Origin of the sequence: Streptomyces spinosisporus (genome assembly GCF_022698145.1) — a bacterium.
Classification (GTDB): domain Bacteria; phylum Actinomycetota; class Actinomycetes; order Streptomycetales; family Streptomycetaceae; genus Streptomyces; species Streptomyces spinosisporus.
Map to the genome: position 1 here is coordinate 258,297 of NZ_JALDAX010000005.1, position 14,965 is coordinate 273,261.

The 14,965-nt window shown below is 67.4% G+C and carries 18 protein-coding genes; 8 read left to right on the plus strand and 10 right to left on the minus strand.

Going from position 1 to position 14,965, the window contains the following annotated elements:
- Positions 1-93 precede the first annotated feature (93 nt).
- On the minus strand, positions 94-882 hold the full coding sequence (locus tag MQN93_RS15740) for a GntR family transcriptional regulator (RefSeq protein WP_242709945.1): 789 nt from the start codon (positions 880-882) through the stop codon (positions 94-96).
- A 109-nt stretch (positions 883-991) separates the two neighbouring features.
- Between MQN93_RS15740 and MQN93_RS15745 the strand changes: the two genes are divergently transcribed.
- The 4 genes from MQN93_RS15745 to MQN93_RS15760 all read left to right on the plus strand — a co-directional run bounded on the left by MQN93_RS15745 (position 992) and on the right by MQN93_RS15760 (position 4,495).
- Positions 992-1,399 carry an NUDIX hydrolase gene (locus MQN93_RS15745; protein ID WP_242710167.1) on the plus strand — a complete coding sequence of 136 codons (408 nt, stop codon included), beginning with the start codon at positions 992-994 and terminating at the stop codon, positions 1,397-1,399.
- Positions 1,400-1,445: 46 nt separating this feature from the next.
- Positions 1,446-1,874, plus strand: a complete 429-nt coding sequence (locus MQN93_RS15750) for an ATP-binding protein (protein ID WP_242710168.1) — start codon at positions 1,446-1,448, stop codon at positions 1,872-1,874.
- A complete protein-coding gene (locus MQN93_RS15755) occupies positions 1,874-2,263 on the plus strand; it encodes a hypothetical protein (protein ID WP_278190855.1) in 390 nt (129 codons plus the stop codon). Before MQN93_RS15750 ends, MQN93_RS15755 begins: the two co-directional genes overlap by 1 nt.
- Before the next feature lie 465 nt (positions 2,264-2,728).
- A complete protein-coding gene (locus MQN93_RS15760) occupies positions 2,729-4,495 on the plus strand; it encodes an ATP-binding protein (RefSeq protein ID WP_242709947.1) in 1,767 nt (588 codons plus the stop codon).
- A 183-nt stretch (positions 4,496-4,678) separates the two neighbouring features.
- Here MQN93_RS15760 and MQN93_RS15765 read toward each other — a convergent pair whose 3' ends face one another.
- Positions 4,679-4,993 (minus strand): hypothetical protein, encoded by a 315-nt coding sequence (locus tag MQN93_RS15765; protein ID WP_242709948.1) that lies wholly within the window; start codon positions 4,991-4,993, stop codon positions 4,679-4,681.
- 621 nt (positions 4,994-5,614) lie between these two features.
- Complete coding sequence (locus MQN93_RS15770) at positions 5,615-6,205, minus strand: hypothetical protein (RefSeq protein WP_242709949.1); 591 nt, start codon at positions 6,203-6,205, stop codon at positions 5,615-5,617.
- Between the two features lie 73 nt (positions 6,206-6,278).
- Here MQN93_RS15770 and MQN93_RS15775 point away from each other — a divergent pair, with 73 nt between their 5' ends.
- Positions 6,279-6,845 (plus strand): Uma2 family endonuclease, encoded by a 567-nt coding sequence (locus MQN93_RS15775; RefSeq protein ID WP_242709950.1) that lies wholly within the window; start codon positions 6,279-6,281, stop codon positions 6,843-6,845.
- Positions 6,846-6,975: 130 nt separating this feature from the next.
- Here the strand turns inward: MQN93_RS15775 and MQN93_RS15780 are convergent, their stop codons facing one another.
- From MQN93_RS15780 to MQN93_RS15800, 5 genes are all read right to left on the minus strand, one after another.
- Positions 6,976-7,995 carry a cytochrome d ubiquinol oxidase subunit II gene (locus tag MQN93_RS15780; protein ID WP_242709951.1) on the minus strand — a complete coding sequence of 340 codons (1,020 nt, stop codon included), beginning with the start codon at positions 7,993-7,995 and terminating at the stop codon, positions 6,976-6,978.
- Between the two features lie 58 nt (positions 7,996-8,053).
- On the minus strand, positions 8,054-9,481 hold the full coding sequence (locus tag MQN93_RS15785) for a cytochrome ubiquinol oxidase subunit I (RefSeq protein WP_242709952.1): 1,428 nt from the start codon (positions 9,479-9,481) through the stop codon (positions 8,054-8,056).
- A 34-nt stretch (positions 9,482-9,515) separates the two neighbouring features.
- A complete protein-coding gene (locus MQN93_RS15790) occupies positions 9,516-9,878 on the minus strand; it encodes a DUF6343 family protein (protein WP_242709953.1) in 363 nt (120 codons plus the stop codon).
- A 141-nt stretch (positions 9,879-10,019) separates the two neighbouring features.
- The gene (locus MQN93_RS15795; RefSeq protein WP_242709954.1) at positions 10,020-10,955 is read right to left on the minus strand and encodes an SDR family oxidoreductase; all 936 of its coding nucleotides are present in this window, start codon (positions 10,953-10,955) and stop codon (positions 10,020-10,022) included.
- Positions 10,956-10,983: 28 nt separating this feature from the next.
- Positions 10,984-11,637 (minus strand): NADPH-dependent F420 reductase, encoded by a 654-nt coding sequence (locus MQN93_RS15800; RefSeq protein WP_242709955.1) that lies wholly within the window; start codon positions 11,635-11,637, stop codon positions 10,984-10,986.
- A 179-nt stretch (positions 11,638-11,816) separates the two neighbouring features.
- Here MQN93_RS15800 and MQN93_RS15805 point away from each other — a divergent pair, with 179 nt between their 5' ends.
- Positions 11,817-12,740: a LysR family transcriptional regulator gene (locus MQN93_RS15805; RefSeq protein WP_242709956.1), complete on the plus strand. Its 924-nt coding sequence runs from the start codon at positions 11,817-11,819 to the stop codon at positions 12,738-12,740.
- A 2-nt stretch (positions 12,741-12,742) separates the two neighbouring features.
- Positions 12,743-13,561, plus strand: coding sequence for a maleylpyruvate isomerase family mycothiol-dependent enzyme (locus MQN93_RS15810; RefSeq protein WP_242709957.1), 819 nt, complete (start codon positions 12,743-12,745; stop codon positions 13,559-13,561).
- A 20-nt stretch (positions 13,562-13,581) separates the two neighbouring features.
- On the opposite strand, the gene MQN93_RS15815 is transcribed toward MQN93_RS15810, so the two are convergent.
- Positions 13,582-14,367 carry a single-stranded DNA-binding protein gene (locus tag MQN93_RS15815; protein WP_016436530.1) on the minus strand — a complete coding sequence of 262 codons (786 nt, stop codon included), beginning with the start codon at positions 14,365-14,367 and terminating at the stop codon, positions 13,582-13,584.
- A gap of 125 nt (positions 14,368-14,492) precedes the next feature.
- Positions 14,493-14,837, minus strand: coding sequence for an ANTAR domain-containing protein (locus MQN93_RS15820; protein WP_242709958.1), 345 nt, complete (start codon positions 14,835-14,837; stop codon positions 14,493-14,495).
- Between MQN93_RS15820 and MQN93_RS43930 the strand changes: the two genes are divergently transcribed.
- Entirely contained in the window at positions 14,836-14,964 is a 129-nt protein-coding gene (locus MQN93_RS43930) for a hypothetical protein (protein ID WP_278190808.1), read from the plus strand. The genes MQN93_RS15820 and MQN93_RS43930 overlap by 2 nt on opposite strands.
- The last annotated feature ends 1 nt before the right edge of the window (position 14,965 follow it).

Consider the following 14,965-nt stretch of genomic DNA (forward strand, 5'->3'; position numbering starts at 1 on the left):
CATCACAACTTGCCCACTCGTCTATACGAGTAAGCGTGTTGGGGTGTACGAGTCCGGGAATCGCCCCCGCGCACCACCGCAAACCAGGATGAGTCAGGTCGCCGGAAGCTGGTACGACAGCACGTATGCGTCAGCAGCCATCACCGTGTCGCAGACCTCGACAGCTCGCCCCTCACCGTCGAAGGCGGTGCGGATGAGGTGGATGACCGGGACGCCGGAGGCCAGCCGGAGCGTCTTCACCTCGGCCGGAGAGGGCATCCGGGCGCGGATCTCCTCCTCGAAGTGGTCGAGGCGGTGGCCCAGTTCTTCGAGGCGGGCATAGATGCCGCCAGGCCCGGGGTTCGGTTCGGCGATCTGCGTACCGCGGGCGATGTCGAGCGGCAGGAAGGACGTGGCGAACTCGACCGGCCGCCCGTCCAGCAGATACCGCCGCCGCCGGGCCAGCACCCGCCGCACGGAACCGAGCCGTGCGGAGACGTCCGGACTGGCCTTCTCCTCCTTGACCTCCAGCGAGTCGACCTGCGGGTGACTGCCGGCGGCGTCGGCCTCCACGATGAAGGCGGACTTGCCCTGCTCCCGGTGCCGCCTGGCGAACCGGTCGGAGGCGAGACGCCGCACGGGCGGACGGGGCCGGACGAAGACGCCCTTGCCGTGCTCGGCATGCACGAGCCCTTCCCCCTGGAGGATGGAGAAGGAGTTTCGGACCGTCATACGGGATACCCCGTAGTGATCGACAAGGTCGGCTTCCGAGGGCAGCTTGTCGCCCTCGTGGAATCGCCCGCGGTCGATGGCCTCGCGCAGCTGGTCGGCGATCTGCCGGAAGACCGCACGATCGCTCGTGGGGTCCAGGTCGCCGAGGAGGCCGGAAGGAAGAGGGCTCACGCGCGTACTCCTTTAGGTATCTAGACGTGTGGGCGAGTCTTGTTGCTACGGTGGAGAGCCTAGCCAGCCGAGAGGGCCGAGGAACGTGAGCACCGACCGTCCGCACTCCGTGAGCGTCGCCGGAGTGATCGTCGACGCCCAGAACCGGGCCCTCCTGATCCAGCGCCGCGACAACGGCAAGTGGGAACCCCCGGGCGGCGTCCTCGAACCCGAGGAGACCATCCCCGAGGCCCTCCAGCGCGAAGTCCTCGAAGAGACCGGCATCAAGATCGCACTTCCCGCGACCCTGACCGGCGTCTACAAGAACATGACGGGTCTGATCGTCTCGCTCGTCTTCCGCTGCGAAGCCGCCGACGGCGTGCCCACCACCGGCGACGAGACCCGCGCCCTGCGCTGGGCCACCCGCGAAGAAGTCTCCGACCTTGCCGACGAGGCATACGCGATCCGCGTCCTGGACGCACTCGACGCGGCATCCCCGCCGGCCATCCGCGCCCACGATGGCGTGAAACTCGTCTAGCCCGAACCCGCTGCACATGGCGGCCTACCAGCATGAAGGAACTTGTATGCACGAGTATACGAGTACAGCCCGGGTCTGGGGCCTCTCTTGCCCAGGATTTCCGGAAGAGGTCAGCCGAGCCCGCCGCTGGACCCGCGACATCCTGCGCGGCTCGCCCTTGGCGGAGGACGCCGAACTGATCGTGAGCGAGCTCAGCGCGAACGCGATCCTGCACACGGCGAGTGGACGGGAGCGCGGCAGCTTCCATCTGGCGGTGGCGGTATCGCCGCAGGTGATCGCCCTTTCGGTGACAGACGAGGGCGGCACCGGCACGGCCCCGAAGGTCGAGCACCAGGACCAGGAGGCTGAGCACGGCCGGGGCCTGGGCATGGTCAGCGTCATCGCTCACCGGGTGGTGGTCCACGACAGCGACAACGGCCATACGGTCACCGCGGAGCTTTTCGCGGGCCAGCGCCGAGGGGGCCACCCGTGCTGATGGACAAACCGCAGTGGGGTTACTGGTGCGAGTGCTGGACCGAGGACCTCACCAGCGACGAGATACGGCCGGCACTCCGGGCATCCTTCGACGCCTACAGCGCCGCCCAGGCAGACCGATGGATCGCGGTAGCACTCCGCGCCCTCTCACCAGCACTCGATACCGATGCCTCCCAGGAGGCATGGACGTGGCTGTATGACGGCCGCGTAGCAACGAGGAAGGCCCTCATGCGTGCCGAGCCGTGCGAGGTGTCAGTAACCCAGGCCAGCACTCGCATCGCCTGGACGATTCGCCCCGTGTTCTTCCTGCCGCTCGCACACCGCCAAGACGGCGAACTCCCAGCCTGCGCATACGACTTCAAGCCCCACGCAACTCACGCAACCGACTGAGTTACAACTTTCTCTACTGGTTCAAGCCCCGGCTGCGCTCCGCTCCGCCGGGCGCGCTTCCCGGCTCCGCTCCGGGCGCCGCTCCTGCCTTCGGCCCGCTCCGCCCGCGCTGCGCCGACGCGCGCCCTGGTGAAGGTTGGCCTGGCGGCATGAGGTCAGAACACGTCGTGGCCGGGGCGGTCGGCTCCACGGCTTTAGGCAGCCACTTTGGCGCGAGCCTCGAAGATCATGGCCCCAACGTCGTGCTTTACCGGGCAGGTCCACAGACTGCCCGACGCGCCGGAAGCTTACGGGGCCATGATCACTCGCGCCAAAGCAGCTCCAGCCCAAAGCCGCTCCGCCGACCTAGGAAGCTTGTGTAGAGCGTGTGTGACCTGCTGGCGTCTACAGACGACTACAGATCTATCTGTAGAGTCTACAGATGCACCCCTGGGTGCACCCTGGTCGGGCAGAGCGGGAGGCAAGATGGACACAGCAGAGCTGGAGGCACTGCTAGAAGAGTGCAGGAACCTTGGCGGAGATCACAGCACCTGCGAGGTCAAGAAGTCGCAACACGGATTTCCGCACACCTTGTGGGAAAGCATTAGCGCTCTAGCGAATGCCCAGGGCGGCTGGATCATTCTCGGAGTAGATGAGAAGCGGGACTTCCGGATCGTCGGAGTTGATGCGCCTGCACAAATCGAATCCCAACTTGCTGCGGTGTGCTCAGAAATGGAGCCGCCCGTCAGATCTGAAATCGCCACCGTCCAGGTCGACGACAGATCCGTAATCACTAGCTATATTCCGCCGATTCCCCGCGACCAGCGACCTTGCTACAAACGGAATCTCGGCCCGTATGCAGGGTCGCGCATACGAGTTGCCGACGGGGATAGGAAGTTTACTGACTACGAAGTGTCAGTCCTTCTATCCAATCGTACCGAGCCTCGCCACGATACGGCCCCAATTCCCACGGCAAGTCCGTCAGACATGAATCAAGAGTTGCTCTCCTCATTCCTGCGTCGCGTACGAGACACCAAGGGGGAGATCTTCCGAAGGGTCGACGATGAGCGGGCCTTGACAATGCTCAACGTTCTCAGGTCACACGAAGGGAGGATCGTTCCAACCCTAGCCGGCCTGCTCGCATTCGGCGAGTATCCTCAGACATACGAGCCCCAGCTCGATCTGACCTTCGTGGCATATCCGACCAGTGAGCCTGGAATCCTCGGCGCAGTTGGCGAGCGATTCACGGAAAATCGGGCAATCGACGGCCCCATTCCTACGATGGTCAGTGAGTGTATCCGCGTCTTGAAGCGGAACATGAAGCGCCGGAGCATCGTTACAGGCATCTACCGCGTAGATGAGTGGGAGTATCCCGAGGAAGTCCTTCGAGAGGCCCTGGTGAACGCTCTGGTTCACCGTGACTACTCAGAGCATGCGCGAGGAATGCAGGTTCAGGTGGAGATGTATCCTGACCGGCTAGTCATTCGCAACCCCGGCGGTCTATATGGACCTGTCGAAGTTAGCTCCCTTGGCACTAGCACCGTCTCATCATCTCGCAACAAGGCATTGCTCAAGATTCTTGAGGACACACCATACGGAGACGGTCACATGGTGTGCGAAAATCGCGGCAGCGGAATCACTCGTATTCGAGTAGCGCTCATCGAGGCAGGTATGGAGCCACCGCGCTTCCTTGATGACATTGCCTCGTTTACGGCCGAATTCCCGAACCACACTCTGCTTGATGAAGAGGCATTGACATGGCTGCAAAGCCTGGACAACCTCCCTCTTACTCGATCGCAGATGACCGCGCTTGTCACAATGCGAAATGGCGCGATCATGACTAATAGTGCATATCGAATGGCGACAGGAATTCAAGACAGCCGCGCCGCCACCCGGGAGCTAAAAGAACTAGTCGACCGGCATTTGATCGAACTGCAAGGGACACGTGGCGCTGCCACTTATCATCTAGCTGGCACACTTCCCTCTCAAGGCGAGTTCTCCGTTAACGAGCCGGAAGAAAGTGAAGAAATTCGCCATGCGGAGCCACCAGAAGATATCCGCCTCTCTCCCTTGCAGCAACAGGTCCTAAATGCCATCGGGCGAGAAGAAGTTTCGCGCTCCGAGATTGAGGGGCGTACAGGGCTCGCCCAGCATCAGGTGATCGCCGCACTCCAAAGCCTGAGAGAGAAGGGTCAGGTCACGATGATCGGTAGGCCACGATCCAAGAACGCGAAGTGGCGAGCCTCTAACTGACGGCTCGGCTGGCCGCGTCGCTGGGTGTGTAGAGCTGCCGTGCCACATCCGTGCCAGAACAGGCGGGGACTCACGGGGACTCGGGGTGCACCAAAGCGCCTCCCACCGGATCCCGCTGGAGGCAGGGAACCCCAGGTCACGCCCGAGGTCGCCCAACCTCGCTCCTAAAGTGGTTGTCCACGCTCATCGAGTCCATACCCGCAGGAACTCTTCGGCCGGGATGGCCTCCAGCGGATCCTGTTCAGGATCGATCGCTTGGTCTGTCAGGCCGCCGTGTTCGTCCTCCAGGTGCTCCCAGCTGTACCGGTGGAGCTCGCCGGCCAAGGTCAGCTCGGCCTGCTTGATGACGATCAACTCGCCGCGGTCGGGTACGGCCTCGATGTACCAGAGGCCGCCTTCTTCGTCAGCGTGGCGGAAGTGGTGCCGCAGCGTGGCGCTCTCGTCGAGTGCTCGCAGATACGCCATGATCTCTGCCGCGATTCGCTCCAGGTCAACCACGGGACCATCGTGCCAGCGAGCGCGCGCAGTTGGGCCGCTCTGACATCCATAAGTGACATCAACGGCGCCGGACGCCAGCACTCCTAGGCGACCTGGCATGGCCAGCGTGGCCATGTGGCTCCCCGGCAGGGCCGAGGAGTGATCGAACTCCTAAAGCGGGTGTCGCAGGTTCGAATCCTGCCGGGGGCACCAGGCAGAACGGCCCGGACCGATCGTGGTTCGGGCCGTTTTGACGGCAGCGATCTCTCGGGTGCCTCGCGGATGGCGCGTTAGCGACCGGGCCGTGTGGCTCGCGGCTCGTGCGGCCGGCTGGGTTGCAGCTCTCTGCTGGTTCGAGCAGTGCCGGCCGCTTCTCTCGTGGAGGATGAGGGGGGTGGGGATCTACGGCCTTCAACATAGTCCCGAGGTGGCTCCCGGGGACCTTTGTGCCCACCCCCCTTGACCGCGGACCTCGAAGGTTCTCTGACCGGTCTCACTCCACCGGGCAAACTAGCAGGCAGCACTGACAATGATGCGGCGCCAGGAGGACCGGCTTCCGAGCTTACCAGGTTCGGCCATCCATGCCTGGCCTGTGGGAGGAGGCGAGTTGGAGTAGGCGAGGCCCAAGCGTTCTCGTAGCGTCTATGGAATGCGGTTCAGTTCGCGGAGGACCCTCAGCCACGTGTCGTCGGGATCCTCCCCGAAGATGTCCGGATAGCCGCTGCTGAAGGCCTTGTCGAGCAGGAAGCTGTCGAGGTCGTCAGCCAGCTTCCGGAAAGCTTCGCTCTGCCACCACGTCATACCGGTGTCAGGAAATCCCCACACTTCACCGGTGGGCCGATGCAGGAAAACAGGGTTCTCGTCGATCTTCCCGAAGCAGAACCAGTCGTCCCGATTCAGCTGCACCGGAGCCCCCTCCATGGGATCCGCGTAGAACTGCGCGTCGACGACGACCTTCGCCTCGAAGACGACGACGCGGCCGAAGATCCCCCCGTCCGACTTGCTCAGGAAGTCCGCGTAGTCGGCGGGGAGGTCGGGCCCGACAGGGCGGCCGGAGTACCCGACGGGCGCGTTGTGCATCATGCCCAGTTCGTGGTCTTCGGAGAGCAGGGAGCGTGAAGCCGCCAACAGCTCCTCCAGTTCCCGGGAGATCATGCGGGGTCCCCATTCCTGGTCTTCAGGAGAGTACTCGCCGGGCTGTTCCGCTGAGGGATCGGCGAAGGTGAAGAGCACGCCGGACGGAGAGCAGACAGTACGCTGAGTCCGGCGGGATCGGATCCGTGGCGCAGTGTCCGGGAGGTGCTTCATGACGGCCGAGATGGTGGCCCCGGCGTGGATGCATGAGCAGATCACGGCCGAGGTGTACGAGTCCTGGTCCGAGGAGCAGTGCGCCGGTATCGAGATCGTGGACGGGATGGTCGTCGTGAGTCCGAGTGCGTCCAAGCGGCACAACCGGCTGGCGCGGATTCTGACGAATGCCCTGGATGCCGCCGCGGGCCCGGAGTGGAACGCCGACACGGACTTCGACGTCCGGCTTCAGGATGTCCCGCTCACCAATCGCCGCCCGGACGTCGTCGTATACCGTGCAGACACGATCGACATCACCCCCACCCGGCCCGAGCACGTCCTGCTGGTCGCGGAGGTGGTGTCGCCGGGCTCGGAGACCACCGACCGGATCGTCAAGGTCGACCAGTACGCCAAGGCAGGCATCGGCTTCTACTGGCGGATCGAGCAGGCAGCGACGGGCGTTCCGCTCGTGTACACCTACGTTCTCGACCCCGCGACGAAGACCTACCGGGACGGAGACGTGTTCACCGGCGTCCTCAAGGTGGCGGCGCCCTTCCCGGTGGAGATCGACCTCAGCCAGATCTGACCCCGTCGCGGCTCAGCAGCCCTCACCGCTCAACAGCCCTCGCCGCTCAGCAGCCCTCGCCGCCTAACAGCCCCCGCCGCTCAGCAGCCCTCGCCGCTCAACAGCCCCCTCCGCTCAGCACCCCCACCACTCACCGCCCCACCCCCCGGTCCGCCTCCGACGTGCTCGTGCGCTGGAACGTGCCGTACAGCAGCCAGAGGGAAGGGAGGAGTAGGGCGGCTCCGCAGGCCAGGGAGATGAGGCAGGCGGAGAGTACGGATGGGTGGGAGGCGGCCTGGGGTGCGGTGAGGCTGCCTACGAGCATGGACGGGTACTGGGCGGCGCCCCAGGACCACAGGATCGCGGCGACCGCGAGTGCGGCGGTCACGCGCGCGGTGAGGTAGTGGCGGGTCGCCAGGAGTACGAGGCCGGCCACGCCGCTGACCGCGCTGAGCACCACCAGCGGCAGGGCGCGGTGTGTGAGGCCGTGGAAGAGTTCGGGGGCGTCCGCGTGCAGCACCGCGATCCCCGCCAGAGCGACCGCGCCGCACGCGAGCCCGGTGGCGATGGCCCGCCGGGCGAACGCCCGGGCCAGTTCCGTGTCGCCCTCGCGGGCCACGTCCGCGCACAGGTAGACGGCGGCCAGGTGTGCGCAGGTGAGTACGGCGAGGACGCCGCCCAGTGCCGAGGTCGGGTTGAGCCAGCTGGTGATCACATCGCCCTCGGCGAGGCCGGCCGGTACCCGTCCGGAGGCGACGCCGCCCGCGACGGCTCCCAGGAAGAACGGCGTGAGCAGCGAGGAGAGGGCGAAGGACGCGCCGAACAGCCGCTGCTGCCACAGTTCGGTGCTGACCTTGCGGAAGGCGAAGGCGGCGCCACGGGCGATGATGCCCAGCGCGGCGAGGGTCAGCGGCACGTAGAGCGTGGACATCACGGCCGCGAAGACCGGTGAGAAGCAGGCCCACAGCAGGACGATCACGAAGATGAGCCAGACGTGGTTGGCCTCCCAGATCGGCCCGATGCTGTGCTCGATGACCCGGCGCTGCCGCGCACCCCGGCTCGGACCCCCGGCGAACAGGTCCCACACCCCGGCACCGAAGTCGGCGCCCGCGAACAGCGCGTAACAGGTCAGCCCGATCCACATGACGGCCAGGGCGGTGTCGACGAGCACGGGGCCTCCAAGGTCATCCGGATCAGACTGGTGAGGCGGGCAAGGCGGGCGAGGCGGGTCAGACCACGGGATAGTCGCGCACGTCCGCCTCCTGTGGCGCGACCGGCACGGCGGTGCCCCGGGCAAGGCGGCGCAGTACGTACACGGTCGCGACCGTCATCGCGGCGTACACCACGAGGACCAGCCACAGGCCGGTCATGAGTCCGGGCGCCGGGTTCACCGCGTCCCGTACGCTCATCACCCCGTACACGATCCATGGCTGCCGGCCCAGTTCGGTCACGCTCCAGCCGCTCTCCAGTGCCACCACGGACGCCGGACCGGCGAGCGCCACCAGGGCGAGCAGCAGCCGGGAGCCGCGCCGGTCGAGCAGGCCGCCGCCGCGTCGCCGGGTGCGCCACCATGCGAGGAGCAGCCAGAGGCCGAGTCCCAGCAGGAAGAAGCCGACGGCGACCATGAGGTCGAAGGCCCAGTGCACCCCGGTGACCGCGGGCCATTGGTCTCGCGGTACCCGGTCGAGTCCCTCGACCACCGTGTCCGTGCGATAACCGACCAGCAGGGAGAGCCCGTTGGGCACCTCCAGGCCGTACTCCAGGCCGTTCTCGCCCGCGACGCCGCCGATGGTCAGGGGAACGTGCGAGCCCGTGTGGTAGACGCCCTCGATCGCGGCGAGCTTGACCGGCTGATAGTCCGCCAGGAAGCGGGCGGCCCAGTCCCCCACCACGATCTGGAACGGCGCCACCACCGCGCCGAGCGTGAACGGTATGGCGAATCCGGCCCGGTGGTAGGCGTCGCGGCGGCCGCGGAGCAGGGCGACCGCGTACACGGAGGCGGTCAGGAACGAGGCCACCATGAACGCCGCCAGGATCATGTGCACCGTCTGCGGCGGACTCGCCGGATTGAGCATCGCCGCCCAGGGATCCACGTCCACGACCTTGCCGTCGCGCAGGGTGAAGCCGCGGGGCTGGTTCATCCAGGCGTTGGCGCACACGACGAAGAACGCCGACGCGATGCCGGCGACCACGATGGGGATGCCGGTGAGCAGGTGCCGGCGGGGCGGCATCCGGTCCCAGGCGTAGAGGTAGATGCCGAGGAAGATCGCCTCGATGAAGAAGGCGATGCCCTCCAGCGCGAACGGCAGTCCGATGACCTGCCCGAACCGGCCCATCAGCCCGGGCCACAGCAGCCCCATCTCGAAGCTCAGGATCGTGCCGGACACCGCCCCCACCGCGAACAGCACACCCATGGCCCGCGCCCAGCGGCGCGCCAGCAGCTTCAGCGCCGGATCGTTCCGCCGGATGCCCAGCCATTCGGCGAGAAGAGTGAGGGCCGGCAGCCCTACGCCGAGGCAGGCGACGACGATGTGCCAGGCCAGGGAGAACCCCATCTGCGCGCGGGCAGCGGGCAGGTCTCCCTGGCCGGCCGGCCCGGCGAGGACGGCGGCGGGCCAGGAACCGAGGGCTGCGTCGGCTGCAGGCACAGCAAGCACGAGTGAACTCCCGCCTCTGTAGAACGGGTCGTGCCTACGAACGTACGGGGGGTTCGGCGCGCTCGCATCGGCGCCTGCGCACTGTCACCACCGCGATGTCGGCGGCCGCGATCAGGGCGAGAACGCCACAGACCACGGCGAGCACGGTCAGCGGGCCACTGCCCGGGCTCTCGCCGGGACCCTGATGCGCGGCCCAGACCGCGAAAGCCACTGTCGCCGCGGCGAAGAGCGGCAGGAAGACGGCGGACAGCGCCAACCGCAGCCCCAGGGCGCTGCGGGCGGTCGCGGGTTCCGTGCCGGTGCGCGGCCGGCGGCCGTGGGTCGACCTGGTCGCTCCGGTCGGCCCGGGATGGGCGTGCGGGATCGAGGTGGTGCGTCCGTGGTGGGTGTCTCGCATGAGGGCTCCTCCGACGGGCCATGGGCTACGGGCCTGCTGTCTGCGTAGCCCCCGGCGGGCCCGGCAAACAGATCGAACTCGCCAAGTGCAGCTTTCGCGGGTCATGACCTTGATGTGCTCCCGGATCCGGGCTTTCTGCCGTCAATCCGCCGGAAAGTAGTGACCGTTGTCCAGATCGGCGAGCAGACCGGCCCGGGTGGGCTCCCAGCCGAGGGTCCGGCGGGTGATGAGGTTGGACGCCGGGTAGCTCTGCGTGACGATGTTGGTGAGGAATCCGAAGTACCCCGGCGTCATCAGGGCATCGTCGGGAACGCTCGCGGCGGGCAGGCCCAGGCGGCCGGCGAGGGCCTCGGCGATGTCGCGGAACGGGATGCCCCCGTCCGCGACCGCGTGCCAGTACCTGCCGGCCGGCCCCTTCTCCACCGCCAGACGGAACAGGGTGGCGACATCGCGGATGTGTACGGCGTTCCATAGGTTCGCGCCGTCGCCGGGGTAGCCGACGAACCCCTTCTCCTTCGCGAGTGCGATCAGCGTGGGGAGGAAGCCGGCCCGGTCGGTCGTGCTGTGCGCGATGTTGGCGATCCGCACGACCGAGGACCGTACGCCCTGCTCGGCCAGGTCGATCACGGCCCTTTCCACCTCGTTGCGGACCCGCAGGGTGCCCTTGTGCTCCGCGCCGGAGGGGAGGGCCGGGTCCTCCTCGGTGAGCGGCCGCCTCAGGTCCCCGGGCGAGCCGATGCTTCCCGCCGTGACCAGCGGCTTTCCCGTGCCCGCGAGCGCCTCGCCGTACGCGTGCACGATCGGGAGCTCGGCGGCGGCCACGGCGTCCATCCCGCCGGAGGGCAGCAGATCCTGCCGGTGGGCGACGTGGATGACGCCGTCGGAGTCGGCGGCCGCCTCCTTGAGCCCGTCGAGGTCCTGGAGGTCGCCGCGACGCACCTTCGCGCCGAGTGCGGACAGGGCCGCCGCGGAAACGTCCGACCGGGCCAGGCCGGTGACCTCGTGTCCCGCGGCGATGAGCTCGGGGATGATGTACGAGCCGGAATGCCCGGTCCCCCCGGCGACGAATACGTGCATCTCTCTCTTTCCTTTGTCCTTTGTGTGTTCAGCCGAGAAGGGTGATTCCGAGGGAGAAATTGACGTGCTTCACGGAGTTCTTCATGAGGCCCAGCTCCATCAGGCCTACGTTCTCCAATGCCCGCGCCATGAACAGTTCCCCGGTGTCCCAGGGGCGAAGGCCCAGGCTCTCGACGAACTCCGACACCCGCGCCTTCGCCTGCGCGTCGTCGCCGGCGATGAACACGTCCAGCGGACGGTCCAGGTCCAGAGGGCGGCCCTCGGCGGTCTCGGACGCCAGAACGTGCGAGAACACCGTGTTGAAGGCCTTGACGACGTGCGCGTCGCCGGGAGCCGCCCCGGCGATCTCCTGTGCGCCGGAACTGTCGCGCGGGACGACGAATCCTCGCAGGTCGGGGGCTACGGGGTTGGTGATGTCGACGATGGTCCTGCCGCGCAGTGCGTCCCCGTACTCCCTGACCACCGCGACCGCGCCGGCGTACGGCGCGGCGAGGATCACGAGGTCCCCGGCCGGGGCGGTCCCGTACGTCCCCACCGTGGCGCCGCCGAGCGTGGCGGCCAGTTCCTTGGCCTTGGCCTGGTCGCGGCCGACGAGCTCGACGGTGTTGCCGCCGGCGAGCGCGCGGCCGGCCAGAGCACGGGCCATGTGCCCCAGTCCGACAATGCTGATGCTGTTGGTCATCGGTGTTCCTGCTCTCAGCGATGTGGTGTTTTCGAGAAATGCCGGTGCGGCATTACTGTGCCGAATTCGATTCGGCGCCCTTGAGGGCCTGCCATTCAGGCTGCCATCGCGCTCGAGTGACGTCCAAGACCTGTTGAATGCGTGGTGATACCCTGGAGGTATCACGGGCTGGGGGTTTTATGAATCTGAATTCGGACCTGGATCTGCGGAAACTGCGGTACTTCGTCGCAGTGGCCGACCAGCTGCATTTCGGCCGTGCCGCCGAGGAGCTCCACATCGCGCAGCCGGTGCTCAGCCGGCAGATCCGCGCACTGGAGCAGGACCTCGGCGCCGCGCTGTTCACCAGGGATCGCCACGGCGTGGAGCTGACGGAGGCGGGGCGGCAACTGCTGGCCGACGCCGGTCCGTTGCTCGCCTCGACGCACGCGCTCCGCCGCCGGGTGTCCGCGGCCGCGGGCGGCAAGCGACGCCTGATGGTCGGTTTCCGGGCCGGTATCGCCGTCACGCCGGCGGCCCGTGCGTTCGAGGAGCGGCATCCGGGCGTGATCGTGGACGTGCAGCGGATCGAAGGGGACGACCAGGCCGCGATGCTGCTCGACGGCCGCATCGACGTCGGCTACGTACGGCTGCCCATCGACGAGTCCGGTCTGCGTATCACCCCGCTGTACACCGAGCCGCGGGTCGCGGTGCTGCCCGCAGGGCACCGGCTCGCCGGCAAGGAGGAGATCACCGAGGCCGACCTCGCCGGTGAACCGCTGGTCTGGCACGGCGACCCGAGCACACAGCCCACCGAACGCCCGCTCCGCAATGCCGGGTATCCGGTGCGCGGGGTGGACGAGACGCTGGAGCATGTCGCGGCCGGCCGCGGCATCTCCTTCCTGGCCCGCTCGGCGTCCGTCTTCTACTCCCATCCGGACGTCGTCTACGTGCCGATCCCGACCCTGGCACCCGACCAGGTGTGCCTCGCGGTCTCGGCCTCGCACACCTCACCGGTGGTGGACGACTTCGTCACGGCGGCCCGCTCGACGGCCGAGATCACCGCGGAATGCGGGAACTACGAGATGTGGCAGCTCGGGGGCGATGCCGCGACGAGAGGCGCTTGAGCATGCGACCGACCTGGTTGGGCCGGCCGATCGACGCGCGGGCGTCGTTCGAGGCCGAGGGGCGGGCGTTGGTCGACACCTTGCGGGGGCTGGCGCCCTCGGACTGGGGCAGGGCGGCCGCCGGGGAATGGACGGTGCATGACGTGGCCGCTCATGTTCTTGGTGACTACTACGGGCGTCTTGGCCACGGTTACCGGGGTGGATTCGCCGACGGTGAGTCGCTGGAGGGGTTCATTCACCGTACGAATCAGGAGTGGGTGGAGCTGCACGCCGAGGACAGTCCCGCTGCGCTCATCGGCGACCTGGAGCGGGAGGGCGGCCGGCTGGCCCGGCAGTTCGCCGTGGCCGATCTGGACGCGGCCGCCCTGGGGGTCTCGTGGGCGGGGATCGATCCCGCGCCGGCGTGGCTGGACATCGCCCGGGAGTTCACCGAGTACTGGACGCACCGGCAGCAGATCCGCTACGCCACCGGTCTGGGCACGGACCCGGAGCCGCGGGCCCTGGGCACGGTTCTCGACACGTTCATGCGGGCCCTGCCCCACACGCTGCGACACACGCCGGCGCCAACGGGGACGCAAGTCCAGGTGATCGCCGACGGTCCGGGCGGCGGCAGCTGGACCGTGACGGCGACGGCAGAGCGGTGGTCGTTGGGCGAGGCACCGAACGGCCGCCCCACCGCGGCCGTAGAGCTGGATACGGAGACCCTCTGGCGGGTGTCCACCCGGGCCGTCGATCCTGCGGATGCCCTGGCCCGTGCCCATGTGCGAGGAGAACACCGGCTCGCCGAAGCGGCGTGCCGGGTTCTCTCCATCGTCTACTAGCGACGTCACTCAGTGCACAGCTACTGCACGTCCACGAAGTCGCCCGCCGCGTTGACCGCCGGAGTGGTCGCCGTGCCCGCGAAGCTGTAGCGGTAGTAGCCGTCGGTGGAGGCGGTGACGGTCGTCTTGAGGTTGCCCGTCGAGTTGGTCTTGATCGTCTTCACCGTGGTGTAGGTGCTGCTGTTCTTCTTGCGGAACTGCAGCTTCACCGACTGGTTGGTGTAGCCGTGGTACTGGTTGTCCTCCCAGTTGGCCCGGGAGAGCTTGCCGGTGACCGTGATGGTCTTGCCCTTCTTCACCGGCTCCGGGGCGGCGTTGACCGTCAGCTTCGAGTAGCGCTGCACCTTGAACGTGGTGGCCGCGTCGCGGTGGATGTAGTCGTAGTCGTTGGCGGAGACCAGCGTGCGCAGGTCCCAGGTGGCCGCCGCGGCGTTGTTGACGAAGCCCGTCGAGGCCTTCGGGTCGAACGTCAGGGTGCCCGAGCAGGTCGACGTGGTGGCGCTCACCTTCACGCAGGTGATGTCGCCGTCGTCCGCCCAGATCTGGGCGTAGTTCGGGCTCGGGCCGAAGGCGCTGATGTACGTGGTCTCGGCGATGCCCGAGTCGTCCGACGCGGTCACGGAGACCTTGGCGGAGACGACGTTGGTGGTACCGACCACGACCGGCTTGCCGCCGTTGACGACGACCTTGTCGATCGTGATGTCGCCCGAGCCGCCGTCCTCCGCCTGGGCGGCGGTGGCACCGAGGGCGGTGGCGACCAGCGCGGCACTGGTGCCGAGCAGGCCGAGGCGCATGGATGCGCGCATGGATGGATCCCCCCACTGAGTCCTCAACCGGCCTGAGTGGCCAGTTGATCAGTGGGAGCGTATGCCGTTGGCCAAAGGTTCACCACACTGTTGTTCGACAACTCTGCAACAACGTCCGGGTGACCTCAGGGTGAACCACATGCGACTGCCGCCACCGCGACCGCACCGTCGGCCCCCACACGGCGTGCGTGGTCGACCGCGTGGGGCAGGGCCCGGCGGATGACGTCGGGCAGGGGGCTGCCGGAGGGCCAGCCGACCAGGCAGCGGGCGACTTCGCGCAGCTTGAGGTTGGTGTGCTGGGAGATGTGCTTCAGGACCTGCCAGCCCTGATCGGGGCGCAGTCCGGCCACGGTGATGACGACACCGATGGCCTGATCGACGAGAGCGTGCGACTCCACGGCGCGCCGGAGCTGGAGCACCTCCGCCTGCAGCGACGCCACCCGGTCCGCGCCTTCGTCGTCTCCGATCATGTCCGAAGCCTCCGCGCAGCCGGGCGCCGGCGACAGCCCTCAGGCGAACAGCCTCACCCGGATTCGTACAGAAAACGAAAAGGGCCTGATCAGCGCGTACATGCATGGAACCTTCACGGGAAAGTGAC

What these genes read in the sequence shown, in the direction of transcription:
- MQN93_RS15750 (WP_242710168.1), top strand. Translation starts at nt 1,446, where the DNA reads ATGCACGAGTATACGAGTACAGCCCGGGTCTGGGGCCTCTCTTGCCCA.
- MQN93_RS15755 (WP_278190855.1), top strand. Translation starts at nt 1,874, where the DNA reads ATGGACAAACCGCAGTGGGGTTACTGGTGCGAGTGCTGGACCGAGGAC.
- MQN93_RS15760 (WP_242709947.1), top strand. Translation starts at nt 2,729, where the DNA reads ATGGACACAGCAGAGCTGGAGGCACTGCTAGAAGAGTGCAGGAACCTT.
- MQN93_RS15775 (WP_242709950.1), top strand. Translation starts at nt 6,279, where the DNA reads ATGACGGCCGAGATGGTGGCCCCGGCGTGGATGCATGAGCAGATCACG.
- MQN93_RS15790 (WP_242709953.1), bottom strand. Translation starts at nt 9,878, where the DNA reads ATGCGAGACACCCACCACGGACGCACCACCTCGATCCCGCACGCCCAT.
- MQN93_RS15795 (WP_242709954.1), bottom strand. Translation starts at nt 10,955, where the DNA reads ATGCACGTATTCGTCGCCGGGGGGACCGGGCATTCCGGCTCGTACATC.
- MQN93_RS15800 (WP_242709955.1), bottom strand. Translation starts at nt 11,637, where the DNA reads ATGACCAACAGCATCAGCATTGTCGGACTGGGGCACATGGCCCGTGCT.
- MQN93_RS15805 (WP_242709956.1), top strand. Translation starts at nt 11,817, where the DNA reads ATGAATCTGAATTCGGACCTGGATCTGCGGAAACTGCGGTACTTCGTC.
- MQN93_RS15810 (WP_242709957.1), top strand. Translation starts at nt 12,743, where the DNA reads ATGCGACCGACCTGGTTGGGCCGGCCGATCGACGCGCGGGCGTCGTTC.
- MQN93_RS15815 (WP_016436530.1), bottom strand. Translation starts at nt 14,367, where the DNA reads ATGCGCGCATCCATGCGCCTCGGCCTGCTCGGCACCAGTGCCGCGCTG.
- MQN93_RS43930 (WP_278190808.1), top strand. Translation starts at nt 14,836, where the DNA reads ATGTCCGAAGCCTCCGCGCAGCCGGGCGCCGGCGACAGCCCTCAGGCG.
- MQN93_RS15820 (WP_242709958.1), bottom strand. Translation starts at nt 14,837, where the DNA reads ATGATCGGAGACGACGAAGGCGCGGACCGGGTGGCGTCGCTGCAGGCG.